This is a genomic window from Bifidobacterium leontopitheci (assembly GCF_009193355.1).
GTDB lineage: Bacteria > Actinomycetota > Actinomycetes > Actinomycetales > Bifidobacteriaceae > Bifidobacterium > Bifidobacterium leontopitheci.
In genome coordinates, this window is record NZ_WBVT01000002.1 from 46,225 (window position 1) to 67,605 (window position 21,381).

The 21,381-nt window shown below is 65.3% G+C and carries 19 protein-coding genes and 1 tRNA gene; 14 read left to right on the forward strand and 6 right to left on the reverse strand.

Annotated features, from left to right (window positions below; all coding sequences use genetic code 11):
• The 5 genes from sufD (at position 1) to F7D09_RS01015 (ending at position 4,962) form a co-directional block, all read left to right on the forward strand.
• Positions 1–1,233 carry a Fe-S cluster assembly protein SufD gene (sufD, locus tag F7D09_RS00995; RefSeq protein ID WP_152233585.1) on the forward strand — a complete coding sequence of 411 codons (1,233 nt, stop codon included), beginning with the start codon at positions 1–3 and terminating at the stop codon, positions 1,231–1,233.
• Positions 1,234–1,235: 2 nt separating this feature from the next.
• Entirely contained in the window at positions 1,236–2,024 is a 789-nt protein-coding gene (sufC, locus tag F7D09_RS01000; RefSeq protein WP_152233586.1) for a Fe-S cluster assembly ATPase SufC, read from the forward strand.
• A gap of 177 nt (positions 2,025–2,201) precedes the next feature.
• Positions 2,202–3,476: a cysteine desulfurase gene (locus F7D09_RS01005; protein WP_152233587.1), complete on the forward strand. Its 1,275-nt coding sequence runs from the start codon at positions 2,202–2,204 to the stop codon at positions 3,474–3,476.
• A gap of 233 nt (positions 3,477–3,709) precedes the next feature.
• Positions 3,710–4,249 carry a Fe-S cluster assembly sulfur transfer protein SufU gene (gene sufU / locus F7D09_RS01010; protein ID WP_152233588.1) on the forward strand — a complete coding sequence of 180 codons (540 nt, stop codon included), beginning with the start codon at positions 3,710–3,712 and terminating at the stop codon, positions 4,247–4,249.
• Between the two features lie 104 nt (positions 4,250–4,353).
• Positions 4,354–4,962, forward strand: coding sequence for a metal-sulfur cluster assembly factor (locus tag F7D09_RS01015; RefSeq protein WP_152233589.1), 609 nt, complete (start codon positions 4,354–4,356; stop codon positions 4,960–4,962).
• Between the two features lie 99 nt (positions 4,963–5,061).
• Here F7D09_RS01015 and glgC read toward each other — a convergent pair whose 3' ends face one another.
• The 3 genes from glgC to F7D09_RS01030 all read right to left on the reverse strand — a co-directional run bounded on the left by glgC (position 5,062) and on the right by F7D09_RS01030 (position 7,556).
• The gene (gene glgC, locus F7D09_RS01020; RefSeq protein WP_152233590.1) at positions 5,062–6,309 is read right to left on the reverse strand and encodes a glucose-1-phosphate adenylyltransferase; all 1,248 of its coding nucleotides are present in this window, start codon (positions 6,307–6,309) and stop codon (positions 5,062–5,064) included.
• Between the two features lie 207 nt (positions 6,310–6,516).
• Complete coding sequence (locus F7D09_RS01025) at positions 6,517–7,392, reverse strand: TrmH family RNA methyltransferase (RefSeq protein ID WP_152233591.1); 876 nt, start codon at positions 7,390–7,392, stop codon at positions 6,517–6,519.
• A 76-nt stretch (positions 7,393–7,468) separates the two neighbouring features.
• Positions 7,469–7,556 (reverse strand) — tRNA-Leu (locus F7D09_RS01030).
• 136 nt (positions 7,557–7,692) lie between these two features.
• On the opposite strand from F7D09_RS01030, the gene F7D09_RS01035 reads away from it, so the two are divergent.
• The 6 genes from F7D09_RS01035 to era all read left to right on the forward strand — a co-directional run bounded on the left by F7D09_RS01035 (position 7,693) and on the right by era (position 13,212).
• The gene (locus F7D09_RS01035) at positions 7,693–8,490 is read left to right on the forward strand and encodes a 16S rRNA (uracil(1498)-N(3))-methyltransferase (protein ID WP_152233592.1); all 798 of its coding nucleotides are present in this window, start codon (positions 7,693–7,695) and stop codon (positions 8,488–8,490) included.
• Positions 8,491–8,600: 110 nt separating this feature from the next.
• Complete coding sequence (locus F7D09_RS01040) at positions 8,601–8,939, forward strand: histidine triad nucleotide-binding protein (RefSeq protein ID WP_152233593.1); 339 nt, start codon at positions 8,601–8,603, stop codon at positions 8,937–8,939.
• Between the two features lie 10 nt (positions 8,940–8,949).
• The gene (locus tag F7D09_RS01045) at positions 8,950–10,131 is read left to right on the forward strand and encodes a PhoH family protein (protein WP_152233594.1); all 1,182 of its coding nucleotides are present in this window, start codon (positions 8,950–8,952) and stop codon (positions 10,129–10,131) included.
• The gene (gene ybeY / locus F7D09_RS01050) at positions 10,121–10,675 is read left to right on the forward strand and encodes an rRNA maturation RNase YbeY (RefSeq protein ID WP_152233595.1); all 555 of its coding nucleotides are present in this window, start codon (positions 10,121–10,123) and stop codon (positions 10,673–10,675) included. Before F7D09_RS01045 ends, ybeY begins: the two co-directional genes overlap by 11 nt.
• A gap of 1 nt (position 10,676) precedes the next feature.
• Entirely contained in the window at positions 10,677–12,128 is a 1,452-nt protein-coding gene (locus F7D09_RS01055; RefSeq protein ID WP_152233596.1) for a hemolysin family protein, read from the forward strand.
• A gap of 61 nt (positions 12,129–12,189) precedes the next feature.
• Positions 12,190–13,212, forward strand: a complete 1,023-nt coding sequence (gene era, locus F7D09_RS01060) for a GTPase Era (protein WP_152233597.1) — start codon at positions 12,190–12,192, stop codon at positions 13,210–13,212.
• Positions 13,213–13,676: 464 nt separating this feature from the next.
• Here era and F7D09_RS01065 read toward each other — a convergent pair whose 3' ends face one another.
• Positions 13,677–15,719: an AMP-dependent synthetase/ligase gene (locus F7D09_RS01065; protein WP_152233598.1), complete on the reverse strand. Its 2,043-nt coding sequence runs from the start codon at positions 15,717–15,719 to the stop codon at positions 13,677–13,679.
• A gap of 264 nt (positions 15,720–15,983) precedes the next feature.
• On the opposite strand from F7D09_RS01065, the gene F7D09_RS01070 reads away from it, so the two are divergent.
• From F7D09_RS01070 to F7D09_RS01080, 3 genes are read left to right on the forward strand one after another with little or no spacing between them, the layout of a single operon-like run.
• The gene (locus tag F7D09_RS01070; protein WP_152233599.1) at positions 15,984–17,132 is read left to right on the forward strand and encodes an NAD(P) transhydrogenase subunit alpha; all 1,149 of its coding nucleotides are present in this window, start codon (positions 15,984–15,986) and stop codon (positions 17,130–17,132) included.
• A 14-nt stretch (positions 17,133–17,146) separates the two neighbouring features.
• Positions 17,147–17,470 (forward strand): NAD(P) transhydrogenase subunit alpha, encoded by a 324-nt coding sequence (locus F7D09_RS01075; RefSeq protein WP_152233600.1) that lies wholly within the window; start codon positions 17,147–17,149, stop codon positions 17,468–17,470.
• Positions 17,471–18,916 carry an NAD(P)(+) transhydrogenase (Re/Si-specific) subunit beta gene (locus F7D09_RS01080; RefSeq protein ID WP_152233601.1) on the forward strand — a complete coding sequence of 482 codons (1,446 nt, stop codon included), beginning with the start codon at positions 17,471–17,473 and terminating at the stop codon, positions 18,914–18,916.
• A gap of 248 nt (positions 18,917–19,164) precedes the next feature.
• On the opposite strand, the gene F7D09_RS01085 is transcribed toward F7D09_RS01080, so the two are convergent.
• Together F7D09_RS01085 and F7D09_RS11285 are read right to left on the reverse strand one after the other, a co-directional pair.
• Positions 19,165–20,154, reverse strand: coding sequence for an alpha/beta hydrolase (locus F7D09_RS01085; protein ID WP_152233602.1), 990 nt, complete (start codon positions 20,152–20,154; stop codon positions 19,165–19,167).
• A 180-nt stretch (positions 20,155–20,334) separates the two neighbouring features.
• A complete protein-coding gene (locus tag F7D09_RS11285; RefSeq protein WP_226835809.1) occupies positions 20,335–21,183 on the reverse strand; it encodes an integrase catalytic domain-containing protein in 849 nt (282 codons plus the stop codon).
• Positions 21,184–21,381: the final 198 nt, after the last annotated feature.

A 21,381-nucleotide genomic window follows, 5' to 3' on the forward strand; every position in this document is an offset into this window, starting at 1 on the left:
ATGGCAGAAACAACGCAGAAAGAGATCAACATCCCCGTCGCGGATCCGAACGACCCGTACGCGGTGCCGGCGGCCATGCCGTCCAGCGCCGACAAGGAGCCCCGCTCGTTCGACGTGGCCGACTTCGCCACGCCGACCAGCAAGCAGGACGATTGGCGCTACACGCCGCTTGACCGCATCAGCGAGTTCTTCGACGTGTTCAAACCCAGCGGCGAGACGACCATCGCCATCGGCAACACCGACGGCACGGCGGTCGACCCCGCGCAGGTGCACGTCAGCCAGGTCAAGCTCGGCGAAGGCGTCTCCGGCACCGTCTCCAAGCCGAGTGACCGCGCGGCGGCAGTCGAGTGGAACTCCGGGCGCACCGCCACGATCATCGAACTGGAAGGCGAGATCGCCAAGCCGATCCTCATCGACATCACCGGCAGCGGCGAAGACCTCGACGCCCTGCACCTGGTCATCGCCGCCGCCGACAACGCAAAGGCCGACGTGATCGTCGAACACCACGGCCTCGCCCGTCTCGCCGAAGGCGTGGAGGTCACCACGGGCCGCAACTCGCACGTCTCCACCACGTTCGTGCAGGAATGGGCCAAAGGCTCCAAGCATGTGGCCAACCAGCGCATCCACGTGGGCGAAGGGGCGTCGCTGCGCCACTCCGTCGTCACGCTCGGCGGCGACGTCGTCCGCATCCGCATGGACCAGGACTTCGGCGGACCGCAAGGCGACCTCAACATGCTCGGCATCTACTTCGTCGACCCCGGCGAACACATCGAGCACCGCACGATGGTCGTCCACAACGAGCCCGAATGCAAGTCGCGCGTCGTCTACAAGGGTGCGCTCGACGGCAAGGACGCGCACTCCACGTGGGTCGGCAACGCGCTCATCCAGCCGACCGCACCCGGCACTGACTCCTACGAGCTCAACCGCAACCTCGTGCTCACGCCAGGCGCCATCGCCGACTCCGAGCCGAACTTGGAGATCGAGAACGGCAACATCATCGGCGCAGGCCACGCCAGCTCCGTCGGCCGTTTCGACGACGAGGAGCTGTTCTACCTGCAGTCTCGCGGCATCCCCGAGACCGAAGCGCGCAAGCTCGTCGTGCGCGGCTTCTTCGGCGAACTCGTCGAGGAGATCGGCGTGCCGTACATCTCGCAGCATCTGATGGAAACAATCGACCGCCGCCTCGCCCGCGGCGAAAGCGACGCCATGAAAGCCGTATTGGAGGACAAGTAACGATGGCCGAACAGCATACCCTGGAAATCAAGGACCTCTACGCATCCGTGGAGACCAAGGAGGGTCGCAAGCAGATCCTCAAAGGCGTGAACCTCACCGTCCACTCCGGTGAGACGCACGCCATCATGGGGCCCAACGGCTCCGGTAAGTCCACGCTCGCCTACACGCTGGCCGGACACCCCAAGTACGAGGTCGACTCCGGCGAGGCGCTGCTCGACGGCGTCGACATCCTCAAGCAGACCCCCGACCTGCGCGCCAAGGAAGGCCTGTTCCTCGCCATGCAGTACCCGGTCGAAGTGCCCGGCGTCTCCATGACGAACTTCCTGCGCACCGCGAAGACCGAGATCGACGGCAAGGCCCCGGCCATCCGCACGTGGGCCAAGGAGCTCGGCGAAGCCATGAAGCGACTGCGCATGGACCCGAAGTTCGCCTCCCGCTCCGTCAACGACGGCTTCTCCGGCGGCGAGAAGAAGCGCGCCGAAGTGCTGCAGCTCGAACTGCTCAAGCCCAAGTTCGCAATCATGGACGAGACCGACTCCGGCCTTGACGTCGACGCGCTGCGCATCGTCTCCGAAGGCGTCAACCGCGCCAAGGAGAACACCGGCCTCGGCATCCTCATGGTCACGCACTACACGCGCATCCTCAAGTACATCAAGCCGGACATCGTGCACGTGTTCGCCGACGGCCACTTCGTCAAGACCGGCGGCCCCGAACTTGCCGACTACCTTGAGGAGCACGGCTACGACGAGTACCTGCCGGAAGGCGCGGACTCCGAATCGGCACTGGCCTGACGTTCCGGCATCGTACGCGGTCACTGCGGTGACCGCGTGTGCGGGGAGGCGCCGGTCCACGACACACTCAAGGCCGTTCGGCCAAGCATACGGTCGTGAACCGGCGCCTCCCCGCACACGCTCGATTGGGTGCATGCGTGCGGACAGTGCGTCGAAGTCACTGGAAAGGGGAAAAATATGACAGATTTTGCAGCGATCAGGGATGAGTTTCCGATTCTGAAGCAGGAGATTCATGGGCATCCGCTCGTGTATCTCGATTCGGCGGCTACCTCGCAGAAGCCGCAGTGCGTGATCGACGCGGAGGCGGATTTCTACCGTACGATCAACGCCGGCGTGCACCGCGGCGCCCATGAGCTCGCGGCACGTGCCACGGAGGCGTTCGAAGACGCCCGCGCCAAGGTCGCCAGGCTCGTCGGCGCGAACGCTACCGAAGGCGAGGAGGAGGTCGTCGTCACCGCTGGCGCCACTGCGGGCCTCAATTTGCTGGCCACCGCGTTCGGCAACGCCTCGCTGGGGCGCGGAGGCGAGGCCGCCAAACGGTTCGCCCTGAAGCCCGGCGACGAGATCGTCGTCTCCAAGGCCGAACACCATTCCGTGCTGCTGCCGTTCCAGGAGCTCGCCTACCGCACCGGCGCCACCTTCAAGTGGATCGACCTGACCGAAGACGGCCGCGTGCGCACCGACAACCTCGACGAGGTCATCACCGAACGCACCAAGGTCGTCGCGGTCACGCACGTAGGCAACACCACGGGCGCCATCACCGACATCGCGCCGATCGTGCGCCGCGCCCATGAGGTCGGCGCCCTGTTCATCCTCGACGCCTGCCAGTCGGTGCCTCACATCAAGGTCGACTTCCACGCGATGGGCGTCGACTTCGCCGCCTGGAGCGCGCACAAGATGTACGGCCCCACCGGCGTAGGCTTCCTCTATGGCCGCCGCGAGCTGCTCGAGGCCCTGCCGCCGGCCAACTTCGGCGGTTCCATGGTCGAACTCGCATGGATGGACCAGCCGGCACAGTACATGGAGCCGCCGGCACGATTCGAAGCCGGCACCCAGCCGGTCGCGCAGGTCGTCGCCGCAGGCGTCGCCGCCGACTGGATGATGAACATCGGGCTCGAGAACATCGAAGCGCACGAGAAGACCATTGCCGCCGAGCTGCTCAAACTCGGCGACATCGACGGCGTGCGCATCCTCGGCCCCCGCGAGAACGTGGACCGCATCGGCACCGTCGCGTTCGACGTCGCCGGCGTCCACCCGCATGACGTCGGCCAGTACATCGACGCGCAGGGCATCGCCATCCGCGTCGGCCACCACTGCGCCCAGCCGGTGCACCGCCACTTCGGGCTCTACGCCTCCAACCGCGCATCCTCCGGCGTGTACAACACGGTCGAAGAGGCGCAGGCCCTGGTCGAGGCGGTCAAGGGCGTGCGCCCGTTCTTCGGCGCGGCCTGAGCGGACCTGCACGATACGGCCATGTCCCCCTGCGTGGAGCATCCTCCGCACGTGGGGGAGCGGGAGCCGCCGTCCTGGACCTTCACGGATCCGACGGCGGTTCCTTTGCTGTTGACACAGCGGTATAAGTTCATACGGGATTCTATAGTACGTATTCGGCCCGCGTTCATCACGCAGGATGAACGAGCAGGATGAGTGACCACAGGCCCATGACCGTGGGAAAGGAGACATGCATGAGCGATTTCGGCATGAGTGGCGACGATCTGGAGCAGATGTACCAGGAGGTGATCCTGGAAGCCGCACGCGACCCGCATGGCCGCGAGCATTTCGCCCCAGACTTGGCCAAGGAGGGCAGCGGCGACACCGTGATCCGCGCCAGCCATGAATACTGCACACCCGGCGAGTCGCACCAGTTCAACCCCACGTGCGGCGACGAGGCGACCGTGCATGCCGAAGTCTCCGACAAGGAGCCGCACACCATCGAACGACTCGTGTGGGACGGCCACGGATGCTCGATTTCGCAGGCGAGCCTGTCCGTCATGGTCGACCTGTGCGCCGGCAAGACGGTCGACGAGGCAATGGAGCTGTTCCGTGACTTCCATCAGCTCATGGAATCGCGCGGCGCCGGCCTCGGCGACGAGGACAAGGAGGAGCGTCTCGGCGATGCCGTCGTGTTCCAGGGCGTCTCGAAGTATCCGATGCGCATCAAATGCGCGCTCCTTGGCTGGGAGGGCATGCGCGATTCCGTGGCCAAGGCGCTGGCAGCGAAATGACACTGTGCTTCGGCCGTGACGCGTAGTACGCTGGAAGCCGGAGCGACATGCATGCGGGGGATAGGCCCCCTGCAGTCATCCCACCCACCAATGTTTGGAGAGCAATGAGCGACAATCTGGTACCTGAGCCGCAGCCGTCGGTGTTCGACGCGGTAAACGAGGTCCTCGGCGACGAGGAAGCGGCTCGTCGAGTAATGGCGAACCCGAAGCTGGCCGCGGGATTCCCCAACGGCCATCCGGCTCCGACCGCCGCGGCCGGCACGCAGTCCGGCGAGGACATGTGCGCGTGCGGGCGTCATCCGAAGAGCGAATGCCAGGACGGCGACCATGCCGGCGAGCACAGCAGCGAGGATGACATCCCGCTCAAGGCCGTCGACGACATCGGCCGTGCGACCGCCGAAGACGTCAAGGAGGCGCTCCATCAGGTCATCGACCCCGAGCTTGGCATCGACGTCATCGACCTTGGCCTCGTCTACGGCATCGAAATCGACGAACTGGGCCGCGCGATCATCACGATGACGCTCACCACGCCGGCCTGCCCGCTGACCGACCTCATCGAGGACGAATGCGCCAGCACGCTCGCCGGCCTTGTCGAGGAGTTCCGCATCGACTGGACGTGGAACCCGCGCTGGACGGTCGACAAGATCACTCCCGAAGGCCGCGACCAGCTCGCCGCGCTCGGCTTCAACTTCGACAACATGCCGAAGTACTGAACTTATCGATGGTCTGGGCTTCGGCACTGAAGCCCAACGACAATGGGGCTTCCCTTTCGGGAAGCCCCATTTGCTATAGGGATGGTGTCAAACCGTATATCAGTCGTCGACCACAGTGCCCTTCGGCACCACGGTGATGCCTTCCGGCGTGACGGTGAAGCCGCGAGCCAGATCCTTCTCCGTGTCGATGCCGACGGTGGAGTTCTCGGTCAGGACCACGTTCTTGTCGAGGATCGCCTTGTACACGCGGGCGCGACGGTTCACGATCACGCCGTCGAACAGCACCGAATCCACGACCTGCGCCCACGAGTGGATGCGCACGTTCGGGGAGAGCACCGAGTGGTGCACCTCGCCGCCGGAGACGATGACGCCGGGGGAGACGATCGAGTCGGTCGCGTGGCCGAGACGGTCACGGCCGGCGTGCACGAACTTGGCGGGCGGCAGCGTGCCGGAGTTCGTGTAGATCGGCCACGCCTGGTTGTACAGGTTGAACTCGGGCACGTAGGCGATGAGGTCCATGTGCGCATCGTAGAACTGCTTGATGGTACCCACGTCGCGCCAGTAGGCGTGGTCGGTCGGCGTCGCGCCGGGAATCACGTTCGAGTTGAAGTCGTACACGCCGGCCTCGCCGCGAGCGGCGAAGTACGGGGCGATGTCGCCACCCATGTCGTGCTTCGTGTCCTCGGCCTTCTCGTCCTTGGCGAGCGCGTCGAACAGGGCGTCCGTGTTCGCCACGTAGTTGCCCATCGAGGCGAGGAACGAGTTCGGGTCGTCCGGCAGTCCTTCGGTCGTGGCCGGCTTCTCCTGGAACTCGCGGATCTGGTTCGGATGGTTCGGATCCACGCTGATCACGCCGAACTGGTTCGACTGGGCGATCGGCTGGCGGATGCCGGCCACCGTGAATTCGGCGCCGGATTCGATGTGCTGTTCGACCATCTGGCCGAAGTCCATGCGGTAGACGTGATCGGCGCCGACGATGACGACGATATCCGGCTGCACGTCCTCGATGATGTTGATGGTCTGGTAGATGGCGTCGGCGGAGCCGAGGTACCAGTGCTTGCCGAGACGCTGCTGTGCGGGCACAGGGGAGACGTAGTTGCCGAGCAGCGAGGAGAAACGCCACATCTGGGAGATATGGCGGTCGAGCGAATGCGACTTGTACTGGGTCAGCACGATGATGTGCCGGTAATCGGAGTTCACCAGATTACTCAGCGGGAAATCGATCAGGCGGAAGACTCCGCCGAACGGGACGGCCGGCTTCGCGCGGTCGCGGGTCAATGGCATGAGACGGGTGCCTTCGCCGCCTGCCAGAACGATGGAAAGAATTTTCTGCTTGTTCTTCGCCATCAGGGTGCTCCTCTCGTTGTCCACAACGCCTGGGCCGGCGTTGCACGGCTTTGCGTGCTCCTGCTTCCTTGCCGGGGCTACACCAACTATGATTGCACATTTCCGGCCGAGTGCAAGGAACAGGCGGCGCGTGTCTCGAAAAAACCATCCTGAATGACGTATTTCGGCGTGTCTTGCGGCACGCCGGCGCGTCATGTCATTCCTTCGTCACTCGAGCGCGCGCTGCGGCGAGGTCGCATAGAAGGCGACGGCGCTCGAGGCGGCGACGTTCAGGCTGTCGACGCCGTGGGACATGGGGATCTTCACCGTCAGGTCGGCTCCGGCGATGGTGTGGCGGGACAGGCCGTCGCCTTCGGTGCCGAAGATCAGTGCGATGCGTTCGATGTGGTCGGGGGAGCCGGGGTCGTTGTTGAGACGTCGGGTCAGCTCGCCGAGCGAGATCGAATCGTCGCTGAGCGCCATGGCGACCGTCGTGAAACCGAGGCCGTTGAGCCGCGCCAGGCCTTCGCGCGGCCAGGAATGGGCGTCGTCGCCGATGCGGGTCCATGGAATCTGGAACACGGTGCCCATCGAGACACGGGCGGCGCGCCGGTACAGCGGGTCGCCGCACGAGGGGGTGACGAGCACGGCGTCGACGTCGAGCGCGGCGGCCGAGCGCATCAGCGCACCGACGTTGGTGTGGTCGACGATGTTCTCCATGACGGCGACGCGGCGGGCGTCGCGGCACACGTCTTCGACGGTGGGCAGCTTCCAGCGGCGCATGGCCGCGAGGGCGCCGCGGTGAAGCCGGTAGCCGGTCAGCTGTCGCAGCTGCTCGGGGGAGGCGACGTACACGGGGACGTCCGGCCCCCACTTGGCGTCGATCGCTGCGAACTCGGCCTGCATGCCCTCGATCCACGGCTCCTCGACGAGCAGCGAGATGGGCTCTCGGCCTGCGGCCAGTGCGCGGTCGATGACCTTCGGCGACTCCGCGATGAACAGGCCCTTCGCCGGTTCCAGACGGTTGCGCAGCTGGATTTCGGTGAGGTTGACGTAGGCCGACACCCGTTCGTCGTTGATGGAGTCGATGGTGATGAAACGCATGGGGACCTTTCCGAAGGTTGGGCGACAGGGGATGCGGATACAAGAAAACCCCTTGTTTCCAAGGGGTTTTCGTTCGTGTCCGAGATGGGACTTGAACCCACACGCCTGTATAAAATAGGCACAAGCACCTCAAGCTTGCGCGTCTACCATTCCGCCACTCGGACAAGTGTCGTTGTCAGGCAACGAGTTGCAACTATAGCCTGCGGCCGCGGGATTGCCAAATCGGGCCGTGTATACGGCGTGTCGCCTTGTGCTGCAAGGAATCGGTCGGTGACAACGGCTCTGTGTAGCCTTGTATCCATGACTGAACCTGTATTTCTGTTCGACCCGAAGACCGACAACGTGCCGGTGAACGGCGACGGCCTCAACGCGGGATGGACCATCACGCTGCCCGCGGCCGTCAAACGGCATGCCTTGGGATCCATGCGGCTGGCCGAAGGCGACCGGCTGACCCTGTCCGACGGATGCGGCCTGGCGGTGCACGCCACCGTGTCCGACGTGCAGGCCGGGCTCGTCTCCGTCGACAGCGTCGGCCGCACCCCGCAGCCCGTCACGCGTCTGGCGCTCATTCAGGCGCTGGCGAAGAACGGCCATGACGAGACGGCCATCGACATGGCCACGCAGATCGGCGTGGACGAGGTGATCCCATGGCAGGCCAACCGGTCCATCGCCAAATGGAAGGCGGGACGCACGGACCGCAAGTGGATGCAGGTGCTCGAGGCCGCCACCGAGCAGTCGCGGCGTGTGTGGACGCCGCAGCTGGGGGAGTGCGTCTCCTCGAAGCAGGTGACGGCGATCTGCCGGCGTGCGTGCGTGCACGGCGACCTGGTGATCGTGCTGCACCAGGACGCGACGGCGACATGGTCGAGCGTCGAGGAGTCCATCGCGACGATGGTCGACCGCTGCCTTGCGGACGGCAAGCCGCGGACGGTGAGCGTCGTGGTCGGCCCTGAAGGCGGCATCGCCGAAGAGGAGGTCGACATGTTCGTTCAGGCGGGCGCGGCTAGCGTCGTGCTCGGCGAGAACATCCTGCGCGCGTCCTGCGCGGGCCCCGTGGCGTTGTCTCTGCTTGCGAGGGCGCTCGGCAGGTTCCGGTGACGGAAGGCCGCGCCGCCGCGTGACGTTGCGGCGCTGCGCCGCGGCGGCGGGAATATCCGACGGCGGCAATACCATGAAAACGGCAACTGACATTCCCGAAGGAGCAACATATGAGCGAGTCGGACGACTGCCTGTTCTGCAAGATCATCGCAGGGCAGACCCCCAGCACCAAGGTCTATGAGGACGAGACCACCTATGCGTTCAAGGACATCAATCCGAAGGCCAAGGTGCATGTGCTGATCGTGCCGAAGCGGCACTACGCGAACGTCGCCGAACTCGCCAAGGACGATCCGCAGCAGCTGGCGCACATCGTCGCCGTCGCGCAGTCCATCGCGGACGACGCGTTCCACGGAGCCTACCGTCTCGTGTTCAACACCGGCCTCGACGCCGGGCAGACCGTGTTCCACGTGCACGCGCACGTGCTCACCGGCGAAAAGCTCGACGAGTAGAAGGGGTGTTGTGACCACTACGACACGAACCATCACCGTTCCCCCCGAACTGGACCCCGTCGCCGTGTTCGGGCCGGTGGATGAGGTCATCCGCGAGGTCGAGCGCGCCTTCCCCGAGCTGACGATCATCGTCAGGGGCAACAGGGTCGCCATCCTGTCGCATTCCAAGTCGACCGAATCCCAGGCCGCGAAGGCCGAGGAAGCCGTGCGCAGCATCGTCAAGGCGGCTTACGGGGCTCCGATGGACGCCGACACCGTCCGCAGGCTGCTTGACCAGGACGTCCTGCGCAACAAGGTGCGCGCGCAGCAAGGCGGCCGGCCGGTCACCGTCATGCCGCGCAACGCCGCAGGGCCGGCGTTCCCGCGCGGCGACGTCCATGCCGTACGCTCCCAGACGTCGGACGGCGGCGACTACCGCAAGCCGCGCATCCCCGGCGTCATCACGTTCGCGGCCGGCCAGCCGGTCCGTGCGAAGACCGCCGGGCAGATCGCCTACATGAACGCGGTCGACACGCACACCATCACGTTCGCCATCGGACCGGCAGGCACCGGCAAGACGTATCTGGCTGTCGCGAAGGCGGTGCGTGCCTTCCAGGAGAAGCGCATCAGGCGCATCATCCTGACCCGTCCGGCGGTCGAAGCGGGGGAGAACCTCGGATTCCTGCCCGGCACGCTCAACGACAAGGTCGACCCGTATCTGCGGCCGCTGTACGACGCGCTTTCCGACATGCTCGGCCCAGACCAGCTGCACCGGTTCATGGACGACGGCACCATCGAGGTCGCCCCGCTCGCCTACATGCGCGGACGCACGCTCAACGACGCGTTCGTCATCCTCGACGAGGCGCAGAACACGACCGAGCAGCAGATGAAGATGTTCCTCACCCGACTCGGCTTCAACACGACGATGGTCATCACCGGCGACGTGACGCAGATCGACCTGACCGTGCCGAAGTCCGGTTTGCGGACCATCGAAGGCATCCTCGGCGGCATCGACGACATCGCCTTCGCCCACCTGACCGCCGTCGACGTCGTACGCCACGAGCTGGTGGGCCGCATCGTCGAAGCGTACGACAGGCACGCCGCCATGCGCGAGCGGCTGCGCGACATGCGCGCACACAGCAGCGCCGGCAACGGCACCGACAGCAACGCCAACAAGCCGAAGGGGAAGGACAGCGAACGCGATGAGCGTTGAAGTGACCAATGAGACCGTATGGAACATCGACGCGAAGGCGTTCTCGGATCTTGGACTGTGGGTGATGGACCAGATGCGCGTCAGCACCCAGTCCGACCTGACGATCCTGTTCGTCGACCCGGACCCGATCGCCGAGCTGCACGAACGGTGGATGAACCTCGAAGGCCCCACCGACGTGATGAGCTTCCCCATGGACGAGCTGCGCCCGGGAGACGGCAAGACCGTGATGGAAGGCGTGCTCGGCGACATCGTCATCTGCCCGTGGGTCGCGGCGCAGCAGGCGGCGGCCGCCGGCCACAGCACCATGGAGGAGATGATGCTCCTGACCATCCACGGCACGCTGCACCTGCTCGGGTACGATCACGTCAACCCCGAGCAGGAACGACAGATGTTCGGGCTGCAGCGCCAGCTGCTGCTCACGTTCCTCGCCGTGCGCCATCAGTCCATCGAACAGGCCACGCTGCCCGCCGGCGCGACGGACGCGCTCGCCCAATACGACGCGTTGCACGGCTCCGGACGCCAGATCACCGAACGGAAGGACTGACATGCCGATCACCGAACCGTCGACCCTGGCGCTGATCGCCGCGCTCGTGGTCGTCGCCGCGTTGCTCGTGTGGTTCTCCCTGACCATGGCGGCTGCGGAGAGCGCCGTCGGCCGCGTCACGCGGGCGGGGCTCAACAACAAGATCCTCGAAGTGCAGACCGACACGGAGACCAGCCAGTTCACGCGCATGAAGAAGATCGGCCGCATCCACACGGTCCAGCATCTCATCGCCGACCGGTACGCCACCTCAGGCAGCTGCGCGTTCTTCCGCATCACCTGCAACGTGCTTGACGGCGTGCTCGTCGCCTGTCTGGCGGCGCTGCTCGAAGCACCGATATGGCTGGAGCTGCTGTGCGGGTTCGTGTTCGCGCTGATCGTCGGCGTCGTATCGATTTTGGTCAGGCCGCGGTCGGCGGGAGCGATCAAGCCCATCGACATCATGCTCTCCAGCGCGACGCTCGTCAAGATCGCGGTGGTGCTCACCCCGTTCGCCAAGATCGGCGGACAGCAGGGGCAGAAGCGCAGCCGTTCCAAGGAATCCTCCGACCTGTCCGAGGACGAGGAGCTGGAGAAGATTCAGCTCGAGCAGGGCAAGGCCACGATCGACCGTCTCGTCGAGGCGAACGACTTCGACCCGGAGGTCTCCGAGATGCTGCGCAACGTGCTGATGCTCTCCGAGACGCTCACCCGCGAGATCATGGTGCCGCGCACCGACATGATCTGCCTCGACAAGGACGCCACGCTCGCCGACATGCTCAAGCTGTGCTCGCGATCCGGCTTCTCCCGCGTGCCCGTCATCGGCGAGGACGTCGACGACCTCATCGGCGTCGCCTACCTCAAGGACGCGGTCCGTGCCATCGCGTTCAACCCGCCCGCGCAAAGCCGGGCGGTCGCCACCATCGTGCGCCAGCCGATGCTCGTGCCCGAGTCCAAGCCGGTGGACGACCTCTTCCACGCCATGCAGCAGACGAGGCAGCATGTCGCCATCGTCGTCGACGAATACGGCGGCATCGCCGGCATGGTCACCATCGAGGACGCCATCGAGCAGATCGTCGGCGAACTCGAGGACGAACACGACCGCACCCAGCGCAGCGAGCCGGAGAAGATCGGCGAGCGCAAATGGAAGATGCCGGCGCGCACGCCCATCGCCACGCTCGAGGAGCTGTTCGAAATCGACATCGACGAGGACGACGTGGACACCGTCTACGGACTGCTCACGAAACTCATCGGCCGTGTGCCGATCGTCGGCGCGACCGCGGTCACGCGAGGCCTGCGACTGACCGCAGTCGATACTGCAGGACGCCGCAAGAAGGTCTCCATGATCGTCGTCGAGCCGGCGGACGCACGTGACGACGACACGGCTGCCGACCAGGGCGAACGCGAAAACGGGCACGGCGAATCCGCTGACGTCCGCACCGGCGACGACCATGGGGCGGACGGCACGGCCAAGTAACCACAGTCAAGTGACGCAACCGGGCATCGGCCCGCAACAACCATATGCAGAACGGAACAAGATGAACGAAGCAGCAACGAAGACGAACGACATCACCGAGAAGGCCGCGGCGACTGCCTCGGACACGGCAAAACAGGACCGGCCGCCATACCGGTCCGGGTTCGTCGCCGTGGTGGGACGCCCGAACGTCGGCAAGTCGACGCTCATCAACGCGCTGATCGGCAAGCAGATCGCCATCGCATCCTCGCGCCCCGAAACCACGCGAAAGGCGATCCGAGGCATCCTCACCACCGAGAACGCGCAGCTCGTGCTGGTCGACACGCCGGGCATCCACCGCCCGCGCACGCTGCTCGGCCAGCGGCTCAACGACGTCGTGGAGGAGTCCCTCTCCGATGTGGACGCCATCGCGTTCCTGTTGCCCGCCGACCAGGAGATCGGCCCCGGCGACAAGCGCATCCTCAGCCGTCTGCGCACCGACTTCGGCGTCAAGCAGGACGACGGCACGTTCACATGGAAGGTGCCGCTCATCGCGATCGTCACCAAGATCGACGAACTCGGACGCCAGCAGCTCATCGACAAGCTCATGGAGATCGACCAGTTCGCGAACTTCACCGACATCGTGCCCGTGAGCGCCCTCGAACACGACAATCTCGTCGAAGTGCAGAAGGTCCTCATCGCCAACACGCCCGAAGGGCCCAAGATGTACCCCGACGACCAGATCAGCGAGGAACGTCCCGAAGAGACCATCGCCGAGATGATCCGCGGCGCGTTCCTCGAGGAGCTCGACGACGAACTGCCGCATTCACTGGCCGTCGTCGTCGACTCCATCGAATACCCGCAGGACAACGAGTCCGGTGTGGCGTACGACGGCAAGATCCACGTCGTCGTGTCGATCTACGTGGAACGCGACTCGCAGAAGCCGATCATCATCGGCCGTGGCGCCGAGCATCTCGTGCAGGTGAAGAAGCGCCTGCGCACGCCCGTCAACCGCATCGTCGGCGGCAAGGCGAAGCTCGACCTGCACGTCAAAGTCGCCAAAGGCTGGCAGTCCGATCCCAAGCAGTTGGAGAAACTAGGATTCTAGTTTCTCCAACTGCTTGGGATCGCTTCGCAGCTCGCTATCGCGGCTGCTCACTTCGCCTACGGACAGCCCACAGGGCTGTCCGCTTCACGGCTCAGCCAAGCAGTTGGAGAAGCTCGGCTTCCAGCTTTCCCAACGGCCTGGAATAGCTTCGCAGCTCGCTATCGCGGCTGCTTGCCCGACAGACCACCACCAGTCGACTTCGCCGACAGCCCCCGCCAGCGGGGGCGAGAATTCGAGTACATTCGCTTCCTCCGGCGGGGCTGTCGCGAAGCCGGCTGGAGGCCGATTGGGGGAGCGCCGCTCCCGCTGGCGGGAGCTGTCGAGCGAAGCGAGACTGAGGGTGGTCACCCGCGCACTGTAAGCGAGCGAAAGTCCCAGTCAATCCCTACTTCAAGACGCATGTATGGTGAGGGGGCGGAATCCCGGACAGGATTCCGCCCCCTCACCATACATGCGGGCTTCAGCTACTTGGCTCGCTTCACGTACATCTGCGTGTTGAGCAACGTCGAATAGCGCTTGATGACCTTCGGACGAATCACCTTGAGCGAGGCGGTCAGCAGACCGTTCTCCTGGCTGAACTCCTCAGGCAGGATGATGAACTTGCGCACCGATTCGGCGCGCGAGACGCCCTCGTTGGCCTGATCGACCCACTTCTGCACTTCGGCGCGCACCGCAGCGTTATCGGCGGCTTCCTCCATGCTCATGTCACGGTCCAGACCCTTGGCCTCGAGCCACGGGCGCAGCGACTCCTCATCCAGCGTGATGAGCGCCGAGATGAACGGGCGCTTGTCGCCGAGCACCAGCGCCTGCGAGACGATCTCGCACCGCTGGATGACTTCCTCGATCGGGCCGGGGGCCACGTTCTTGCCGCCTGCGGTGATGATCAGGTCCTTCTTGCGGCCGGTGATGTACAGGAAGCCCTCATGGTCAAGCCGGCCCAGATCGCCGGTGCGATGCCAGCCGTCCTCGGTGAACGCGCCTTCGGTGGCCTCGTCGTTCTTGTGGTAGCGGTGGAACACGACCGGTCCGGAGACCTGGATCTCGCCGTCCTCGGCGATGCGCAGGCTGAAGCTCGGGAACGGGATGCCGACGGAACCCTCATGGAACGTGACGCCCAGCGGGTTGAACGCGCAGGGCGCGGTCGTCTCGGTCAGACCATAGCCCTCATACACCGGCACGCCGGCGCCGCGGAAGAAGTTCATCAGCTCGGGGTCGAGCGGGGCGCCGCCCGAGACGATCCAGCGGACGCGGCCGCCGAGCACGTCGCGCAGCGACTTGTACACCACCGGGTCGAAGGACGCGCGGCGCATGGCGGTCAGCTTCTTGGCCTTGCCGTGCTCGCTGACCTCCTTCATGTACTGCTGGGCGGCGGTCACCGCGGCGGCGAACACGACGCCCTTCGCGCCGTGGCCGGCCTTCTGCGAGGCCGCGTTGTACACCTTCTCCAACACGCGCGGCACCACGATCATCACCGTGGGACGGGCCGCCTGAAGGTCGGAGAGCAGCGTCTTGATGCCGGTAGCGATGTAGATGCGCAGGTTGCTGGCCACGCAGATGTAGTTGATGGCACGGGCGAACGTGTGCGCCTGCGGCAGGAACAGCAGAATCGAACCGTTCGCGTCATGCTGCAGCAGGTCGGGCATGTAGTCGCGCAGGTTGAACGCGTCCGTGCAGTAGTTCTCGTGCGACATCTCGACGCCCTTCGGCGCGGAGGTGGAGCCGGAGGTGTAGATGATCGAGCACATGTCGGTCTTCTTCAGCGAGTCGATGCGCTCGTCCAGCTCCTCGTCGCTCACGGAATCACCATAGGCGGCGATCTCGTCCAGACCACCTGTCTCGATGCACACGATATGCTCCAGCGACGGGCAGTCCTCGATCGCGCCGTCGGCCTTGTCTCGCATCGCCGTGTCCTGGACGATGAGCAGGCGGGCGTCGGAATTGTTGACGATGTTGCGGATCTGCTCGGCGGAATCGGTGTCGTAGATCGAGGCGAGCACGCCGCCGCACGCCATGATGGCCGCGTCGGCAAGGTCCCACTCGTACGACGTACGGCACATGAACGCCACGGCGTCGCCCTTCTTCAGACCATACCGCAGCAGACCCTTGGCGACCTGGCGCACCTCGGCGAGGAACTCGTTGGCCGTCTTGGTCACCCATTCGCCGTCGCGCTTGAACGTGTACAGCGGCTTGTCGCCCATACGCTCGGCGCGCTCGGCGTAGATGCTGTAGATCGTCGTATGGATGTCAAGCGGGGCGTTGCCCTTCGTCTGCGCCGTCAGCAGTCCGGTCACCGGATCGATGAACGTGGTCGTCGGATAGCCGGGACCCCACTCGTCGGTGTGGGGCAACGAGACCGCGTCATTGAGCGTCTCGAACTGCGCGTTCTGCGGATAATCCGGCTCGTTCGAGGAGTCATCACTCACCGGATGCGCGAAATCGCCCCCGAGCCGCAGCGCCTTGCGCGTAAGATTCGCGGTTTGCCGTCTGATCGAGCTGAACAATGACACGTGATGCTCCTTGACCCTATGGAAAGCTTGCTAACTTATGCATAATAGTCCTTGCGCCCGCCAACTTCACCTTACGGTAGCGTAGGGAAGCCAGTCGCGCGTAGGGTGCGCGGCGCTTCCACCGCTGCGCGACCGTGACCCGGCAGGCTCGCACGACCGTCCCGCACGATGGGACGAAACGCCGGTTCTCTGCGGGTATCGGCTACACTGTCCCACGTAACGGAAGCAAAGGCTGCTTCCCGATTCAACGAGGAAAGGGGACTCATGGCAGCAATCCAAGAGCCCACGGTGACGTTCGGCGTCCTGAACGAGACCACGACCGACGAGTCGCGTGTCGCGTTGACCCCCGACATCGTCACACGACTGCGCAAGGCCGGCGTGTCCTGCCTGATCGAACACGATGCCGGCATCGCCGCCGGATATGTCGACAACGATTACGAGAAAGCCGGCGCGCGGGTGCTCGACGCCGACGCGATCATCGCCGAAGCGGACGCGCTCGGCTTCGTAGGCCGCCCGGATGAGGGCCGGCTCGCCGGCATCAAGCCGGGAACCTGGGTGATCGGCATGCTCGGCTCGTTCACCGACGACCAGTACGTGGCCGCGCTCAGCAAGACCGGACTCGTCGGCATCGCCATGGAACGGCTGCCGCGACAGCTCAGCTCCGCGCAGTCCATGGACGAGATGACCTCCCAGAACTCGGTCATGGGATACAAGGCCGCACTCGTCGCCGCCAACGCATACGGATCGTTCTTCCCGATGATGACCACGGCCGCGGGCACCGTCAGACCAGCCAAGGTGCTGATCCTCGGCGCCGGCATCGCAGGCCTGCAGGCCATCGGCACCGCAAAGCGCCTCGGCGCCGTCGTCACCGCGTACGACGTACGCCCCGCATCACGCGGCGAAGTCGAATCATTGGGAGCCAAGTTCCTCGACCTCGGGCTTGACTTCTCCGCCGGCCAGGGCGAAGGCGGCTACGCCCGCCAGCTCACCGCCGAGGAGCAGGCCGCCCAGCAGGCCGCCGTCGACGAGAAGGCCGCCGGGTTCGACGTGATCATCACCACCGCCAAGGTCCCCGGACGCAAGCCGCCGCTGCTGCTCACCAAGGCCGGCGTCGACGGGCTCAAACGCGGAGCCGTCATCGTCGACTGCGCCGCCAGCGAGCTCGGCGGCAACGTCGAAGGATCGTCCGTCGGCACCCAGGTGACCGACGGGGGAGTGACCATCATCGGCGCGCCGTATCTCTCCAGCGAGGTAGCCAACACCGCCTCCAACCTGCTCGCGCGCAACGTCGCCGACGTGCTCGCCCACTTCGTGCGCGACGGCGCCCTGACCATCACCCCCGGCGAGGAACTCGACGACGCGCTCGTCGTCGCCGGACGCCCCGACAGCGCGGCACAGGCCGGCAAGGCATAGGAGGAGAAACGATCATGGACATCATCGTCGCCATCACATTGTTCATCCTGGCGCTGCTCATCGGCGTCGAAGTCATCGGCAAGGTCCCCGCGACCCTGCACACCCCGCTCATGTCCGGGGCCAACTCGATCCACGGCATCGTCATCGTCGGCGTCGTCATCGTCGCCGCACACGCCACATCGCCACTCGCATGGGTGTTCATCTTCCTCGCCGCCGTGCTCGGCACCATGAACGTCGTCGGCGGCTACGTCGTCACCGACCGCATGCTCGAGATGTTCAAATCCGACAAAACCAAGTCGAACGGCAAAGACGCCGCGACCAACGGAAAGGACAAGTAAATGGGTACGTTGCAAGAGATCCTCAGCACGCCGCTCGGCGTCATCGAATGGTTCGTGTACCTGCTCGCCGCCGTCCTCTTCGTCGTCGGCCTGCACCTCATGAACTCGCCCAAGACCGCCCGCCGCGGCAACCTCATCTCCGCCGCCGGCATGGTCATGGCCTGCGTCATGGCCTTCATCGTGCTGCTCGAAAGCGAGATCGCCAACGGGTTCCAGCACGGCGTCGCCGTCGCGCTGCTCGTCGCCGGCATCGCCATCGGCACCATCGTCGGCGTCTGGAGCGCCCGCAAAGTCAAAATGACCGACATGCCGCAACTCGTCTCCGTCTTCAACACCGTCGGCGGCGGCGCGGCCGCACTCGTCGCCCTCAACGACATCCTCACCTCCGAACAGCTGCCCGGCCTCGTCGTCCTCATCACCGCCGGACTCGGCATCATGATCGGATCGGTCACCTTCACCGGCTCCCTCGTCGCCGCCGGCAAGCTCCAAGGCGTCAAGTTCCTGCGCAAGCTCACCCTGCCGGCCAAGGGCGTGTGGAACATCGGATTCATCATCCTCACAGTCGCCGCCTTCGTCATGCTCTGCATCCAGCCCGAACAGCGGCTCCTGTGGTCCGTCCTCACCACCGTGTTCGCCCTCGGCTACGGACTCGTCTTCGTCATCCCCATCGGCGGAGCCGACATGCCCGTCGTCATCTCCGTGCTCAACGCCTGCACCGGCACCGCCGTCGCCATGTCCGGCCTCGCCATCAACAACATCGCCCTCATCGTCGCCGGCGCCCTCGTCGGCGCCGCCGGCGTCACGTTGTCGCTCGCCATGTCCAAGGCCATGAACCGGCCGCTCATGTCCGTCCTCGCCGGCGGATTCGGCGGCGCCTCCAGCGCCGCGGGATCCTCCGACGGCCCCGAAGGCACCATGAAGGAGACCACCGCCGACGACGTCGCCGTCCAGCTCGTCTACGCCGACAAGGTCATCTTCGTCCCCGGCTTCGGCCTCGCCCAAGCACAGGCCCAGCGTGAACTCGCCGACCTCGGCGAACTCCTCAAGAACCACGGCGTCGAAGTCTCCTACGCCATCCACCCCGTCGCAGGCCGCATGCCCGGCCACATGAACGTCCTCCTCGCCGAAGCCAACGTCCCCTACGAAGAGCTCATCGACCTCGACGACATCAACCCCCAGTTCCCCTCCGCCAACGTCGCCCTCGTCGTCGGCGCCAACGACGTCACCAACCCCGCCGCACGCCGCCCCGGCACCCCCGTCTCCGGCATGCCCATCCTCGACGTCGACAAAGCCCAAAACGTCGTCGTCATGAAACGCGGCCGCGGCAAAGGCTACGCCGGCATCGAAAACGAGCTCTACTTCGAGCCCAACACCCAGATGCTGTTCGGCGACGCGAAGCAGGGGCTGCAAGCCGTCATCGCCGCCGTCAAGGAATTGATTGCGTGACGGAGTGTCAGCTACGTTGCTCCTCGATCGACGTGCCTGAGCACGCCTTCCCTCGGTGCGCCTTGCTGACACACGCGTCACGCAATCAATTCCCGTAGATGCGGAGTTGTATGCCTTGCTGACACACGCGTCACGCAATCAATTCCCAAAAATCAGGCAGTGATTGCGTGATGTCACAACATGAGAGGGGCCCATCCATAACGGATGGGCCCCTCTTGTTTGTGTGTGAGGCGGGGCGGGATTGTCGGTCAGTCGTTCAGGTGGAAGATGCGGTTGACGAAGTTGCCGATCGTCTTCCAGTAGACGATCGGGGCGGTGCTCGCGCACATCGAATGACCGGCCGAAGGGATCAGCAGCTTCTGCCGGTCGATGCTGGCGCACGCGTCGAAGTTCTCATCCAAGGCCCGAGGCGGCACGAAATCATCGTCGCCGCCATGGATGAACAGCATCGGGACCGTGGCATGATGCAGCTGCTCCAGACACGACGCCTGCGCAAAACCGTACCCGGCATGCCGCTCGCAGATCAGGCTCATCGTGTTCACGATCGGAACCGCCAGAATGCGCGGGAGATGGAAAGACGAGCGCAGCACATCCACGAACTGCCGGTCCACGCTCGCATAGCCGCAATCCTCGACCGCGGCCTTCACATTCCGTGGCAGATCTGGCTCGCCGACGGTCATCATCACCGCGGCGGCACCCATCGAACGGCCCTGCAGCAGAATCCGCGCCTGAGGGTCGCTGTCCACGATCAGCGAGATCCAACGCATCAGATCACGACGGTCAAGCCAGCCCATGCCGGCGTAACGGCCTTCGCTCAGCCCATGGGCGCGCATCGACGGCGTCAATACGGTGAATCCCATGCGGGCGAACCGGTGCGCGTATTTCGCCATGTCGGCAGGCTCGCCGGCATACCCGTGACAGCAGATCGCATACAAGTGCGGCTTCGCGTCCACGCAGTCCGGGTCGAACAGCCAGCCATGCAGCTGGATGTCGTCCTCGGCGCTCACCACGACCGGCTGCTTGGACTGGTCGAACCAGTCGGCGGCCGCGGCCTCCTCCTCGGCGTCAAGACGGGGGCCTGATTCGGGGCGTTCGCCGGGGGAGCGAAGCTTGGAATGCTTCCACTGCGCATCCAACGCGCCCGAAAACAGCAGCTTTGCGACGCCGTACGTCAGCGCCACGCACAGCGATGCGGCGATGCCGCCACCAAGAACAACCTTTGACGTATTGCGTTCCATCGCAACCTCCCTGCCGGACCGCTACTGGCCATTGATACGATTGTAAGTCCGAATGCGGCGCCGACCGTGCATCGACAGCCGCGGATTCGCGGTGTCGGGCGAAAGAGCTGACCGAGGTGCCTCATTTGAAAGTGAGCGCGAAATCCGGAGTGGTGCCTCACCGAAGGTGAGCGCGAAATCCTAGTCCTTGTTGGCCTGTGGGGTCTCGTCGTCTTCCGGTTCGGCGCCCGCGAGTCTTGCGAGCGTCCTGTCCGAGTATGCCATGTCCGGCCCGACCCGTCTGGCGAGTCTGGCGGTGCGTGGGGCGGCCAGCTCCTCGAGCCGGTCCTGTATGGCGTGGATGCGGCGGACGAGTTCGGCGGGGTTCGTGGAGGCGATGGTCCGTTCGATCTCCTCCTTCCGACCGGGGAGGATGAAGCCCTGCCCGCCGGCGGCCCGGTCGGCTTCGTCGAACTCCCTGAGCCGCTGCCAGGGGGTGCGGGGCGCGTCGTAGACGCGTCGGGGGCGCCCGTCGCGGGTGCTGGACCGGCCGACGGGCTTCTTGGACGGGGCGGACAGGTTGGCTTTGACGTCCACCAGCTCCCACAATTCGTCGGGCAGGTCGAGCTCGTCGATGGTGTACCGGTAGTAGAACGCGTGGCGGCGCACGATGTGGTTGTTCCTGGATTCGACGGTGGCCTGGTCGTTCTTGCGGTAGGGGCGGGAGCGGGTCTGTTCGATGTCGCGTTCCTGGAGCCAGGCGATCATGTCGTGGTTGACGGACTCGCTGCCGTTGTCATGGTCGTAGGAGCGGATGCGGAACGGCAGCCTCCCCTCGATCGCCGCCTCGGCCTTGGAGAGGTTGGCGAACGCGTTGTTGCGGCACGACGCGTTCGCGGTCCAGCCGGTGGCGAAGTCGACCACGGTCAGGGTGCGGCAGAACTCGCCCTTCAGGCTCGGGCCGCAGTGGGCGACGGTGTCGGCCTCGACGTTGCCCGGAAGGCCGTCGAGCTCGTCGCAGGCCTTCCTGATCGCGGTCGAGCCGCGCAAGCTCGCCTGCGGGCCGGGTGGCCGCGATCCCCCTGCCCCTGGCCGCGTCGCGCGTCTCCTTGAGGTACCGGTCCATCGTGGCCGCGCCCGTCCGCTCCAGCTGCCGGAACGCGTCCTCGTCCCATTCGGCGAGTTCGCCGTGCACGCGCAGCGTGGGCAGCCACAGGGGCAGCATCGCCTCGAGGTACTTTCCGCACG

What these genes read in the sequence shown, in the direction of transcription:
- F7D09_RS01080 (WP_152233601.1), top strand. Translation starts at nt 17,471, where the DNA reads ATGGGTACGTTGCAAGAGATCCTCAGCACGCCGCTCGGCGTCATCGAA.
- era (WP_152233597.1), top strand. Translation starts at nt 12,190, where the DNA reads ATGAACGAAGCAGCAACGAAGACGAACGACATCACCGAGAAGGCCGCG.
- F7D09_RS01055 (WP_152233596.1), top strand. Translation starts at nt 10,677, where the DNA reads ATGCCGATCACCGAACCGTCGACCCTGGCGCTGATCGCCGCGCTCGTG.
- F7D09_RS01035 (WP_152233592.1), top strand. Translation starts at nt 7,693, where the DNA reads ATGACTGAACCTGTATTTCTGTTCGACCCGAAGACCGACAACGTGCCG.
- glgC (WP_152233590.1), bottom strand. Translation starts at nt 6,309, where the DNA reads ATGGCGAAGAACAAGCAGAAAATTCTTTCCATCGTTCTGGCAGGCGGC.
- F7D09_RS01070 (WP_152233599.1), top strand. Translation starts at nt 15,984, where the DNA reads ATGGCAGCAATCCAAGAGCCCACGGTGACGTTCGGCGTCCTGAACGAG.
- sufC (WP_152233586.1), top strand. Translation starts at nt 1,236, where the DNA reads ATGGCCGAACAGCATACCCTGGAAATCAAGGACCTCTACGCATCCGTG.
- F7D09_RS01075 (WP_152233600.1), top strand. Translation starts at nt 17,147, where the DNA reads ATGGACATCATCGTCGCCATCACATTGTTCATCCTGGCGCTGCTCATC.
- F7D09_RS01040 (WP_152233593.1), top strand. Translation starts at nt 8,601, where the DNA reads ATGAGCGAGTCGGACGACTGCCTGTTCTGCAAGATCATCGCAGGGCAG.
- F7D09_RS01015 (WP_152233589.1), top strand. Translation starts at nt 4,354, where the DNA reads ATGAGCGACAATCTGGTACCTGAGCCGCAGCCGTCGGTGTTCGACGCG.
- F7D09_RS01085 (WP_152233602.1), bottom strand. Translation starts at nt 20,154, where the DNA reads ATGGAACGCAATACGTCAAAGGTTGTTCTTGGTGGCGGCATCGCCGCA.
- sufU (WP_152233588.1), top strand. Translation starts at nt 3,710, where the DNA reads ATGAGCGATTTCGGCATGAGTGGCGACGATCTGGAGCAGATGTACCAG.
- ybeY (WP_152233595.1), top strand. Translation starts at nt 10,121, where the DNA reads ATGAGCGTTGAAGTGACCAATGAGACCGTATGGAACATCGACGCGAAG.
- sufD (WP_152233585.1), top strand. Translation starts at nt 1, where the DNA reads ATGGCAGAAACAACGCAGAAAGAGATCAACATCCCCGTCGCGGATCCG.
- F7D09_RS01005 (WP_152233587.1), top strand. Translation starts at nt 2,202, where the DNA reads ATGACAGATTTTGCAGCGATCAGGGATGAGTTTCCGATTCTGAAGCAG.
- F7D09_RS01025 (WP_152233591.1), bottom strand. Translation starts at nt 7,392, where the DNA reads ATGCGTTTCATCACCATCGACTCCATCAACGACGAACGGGTGTCGGCC.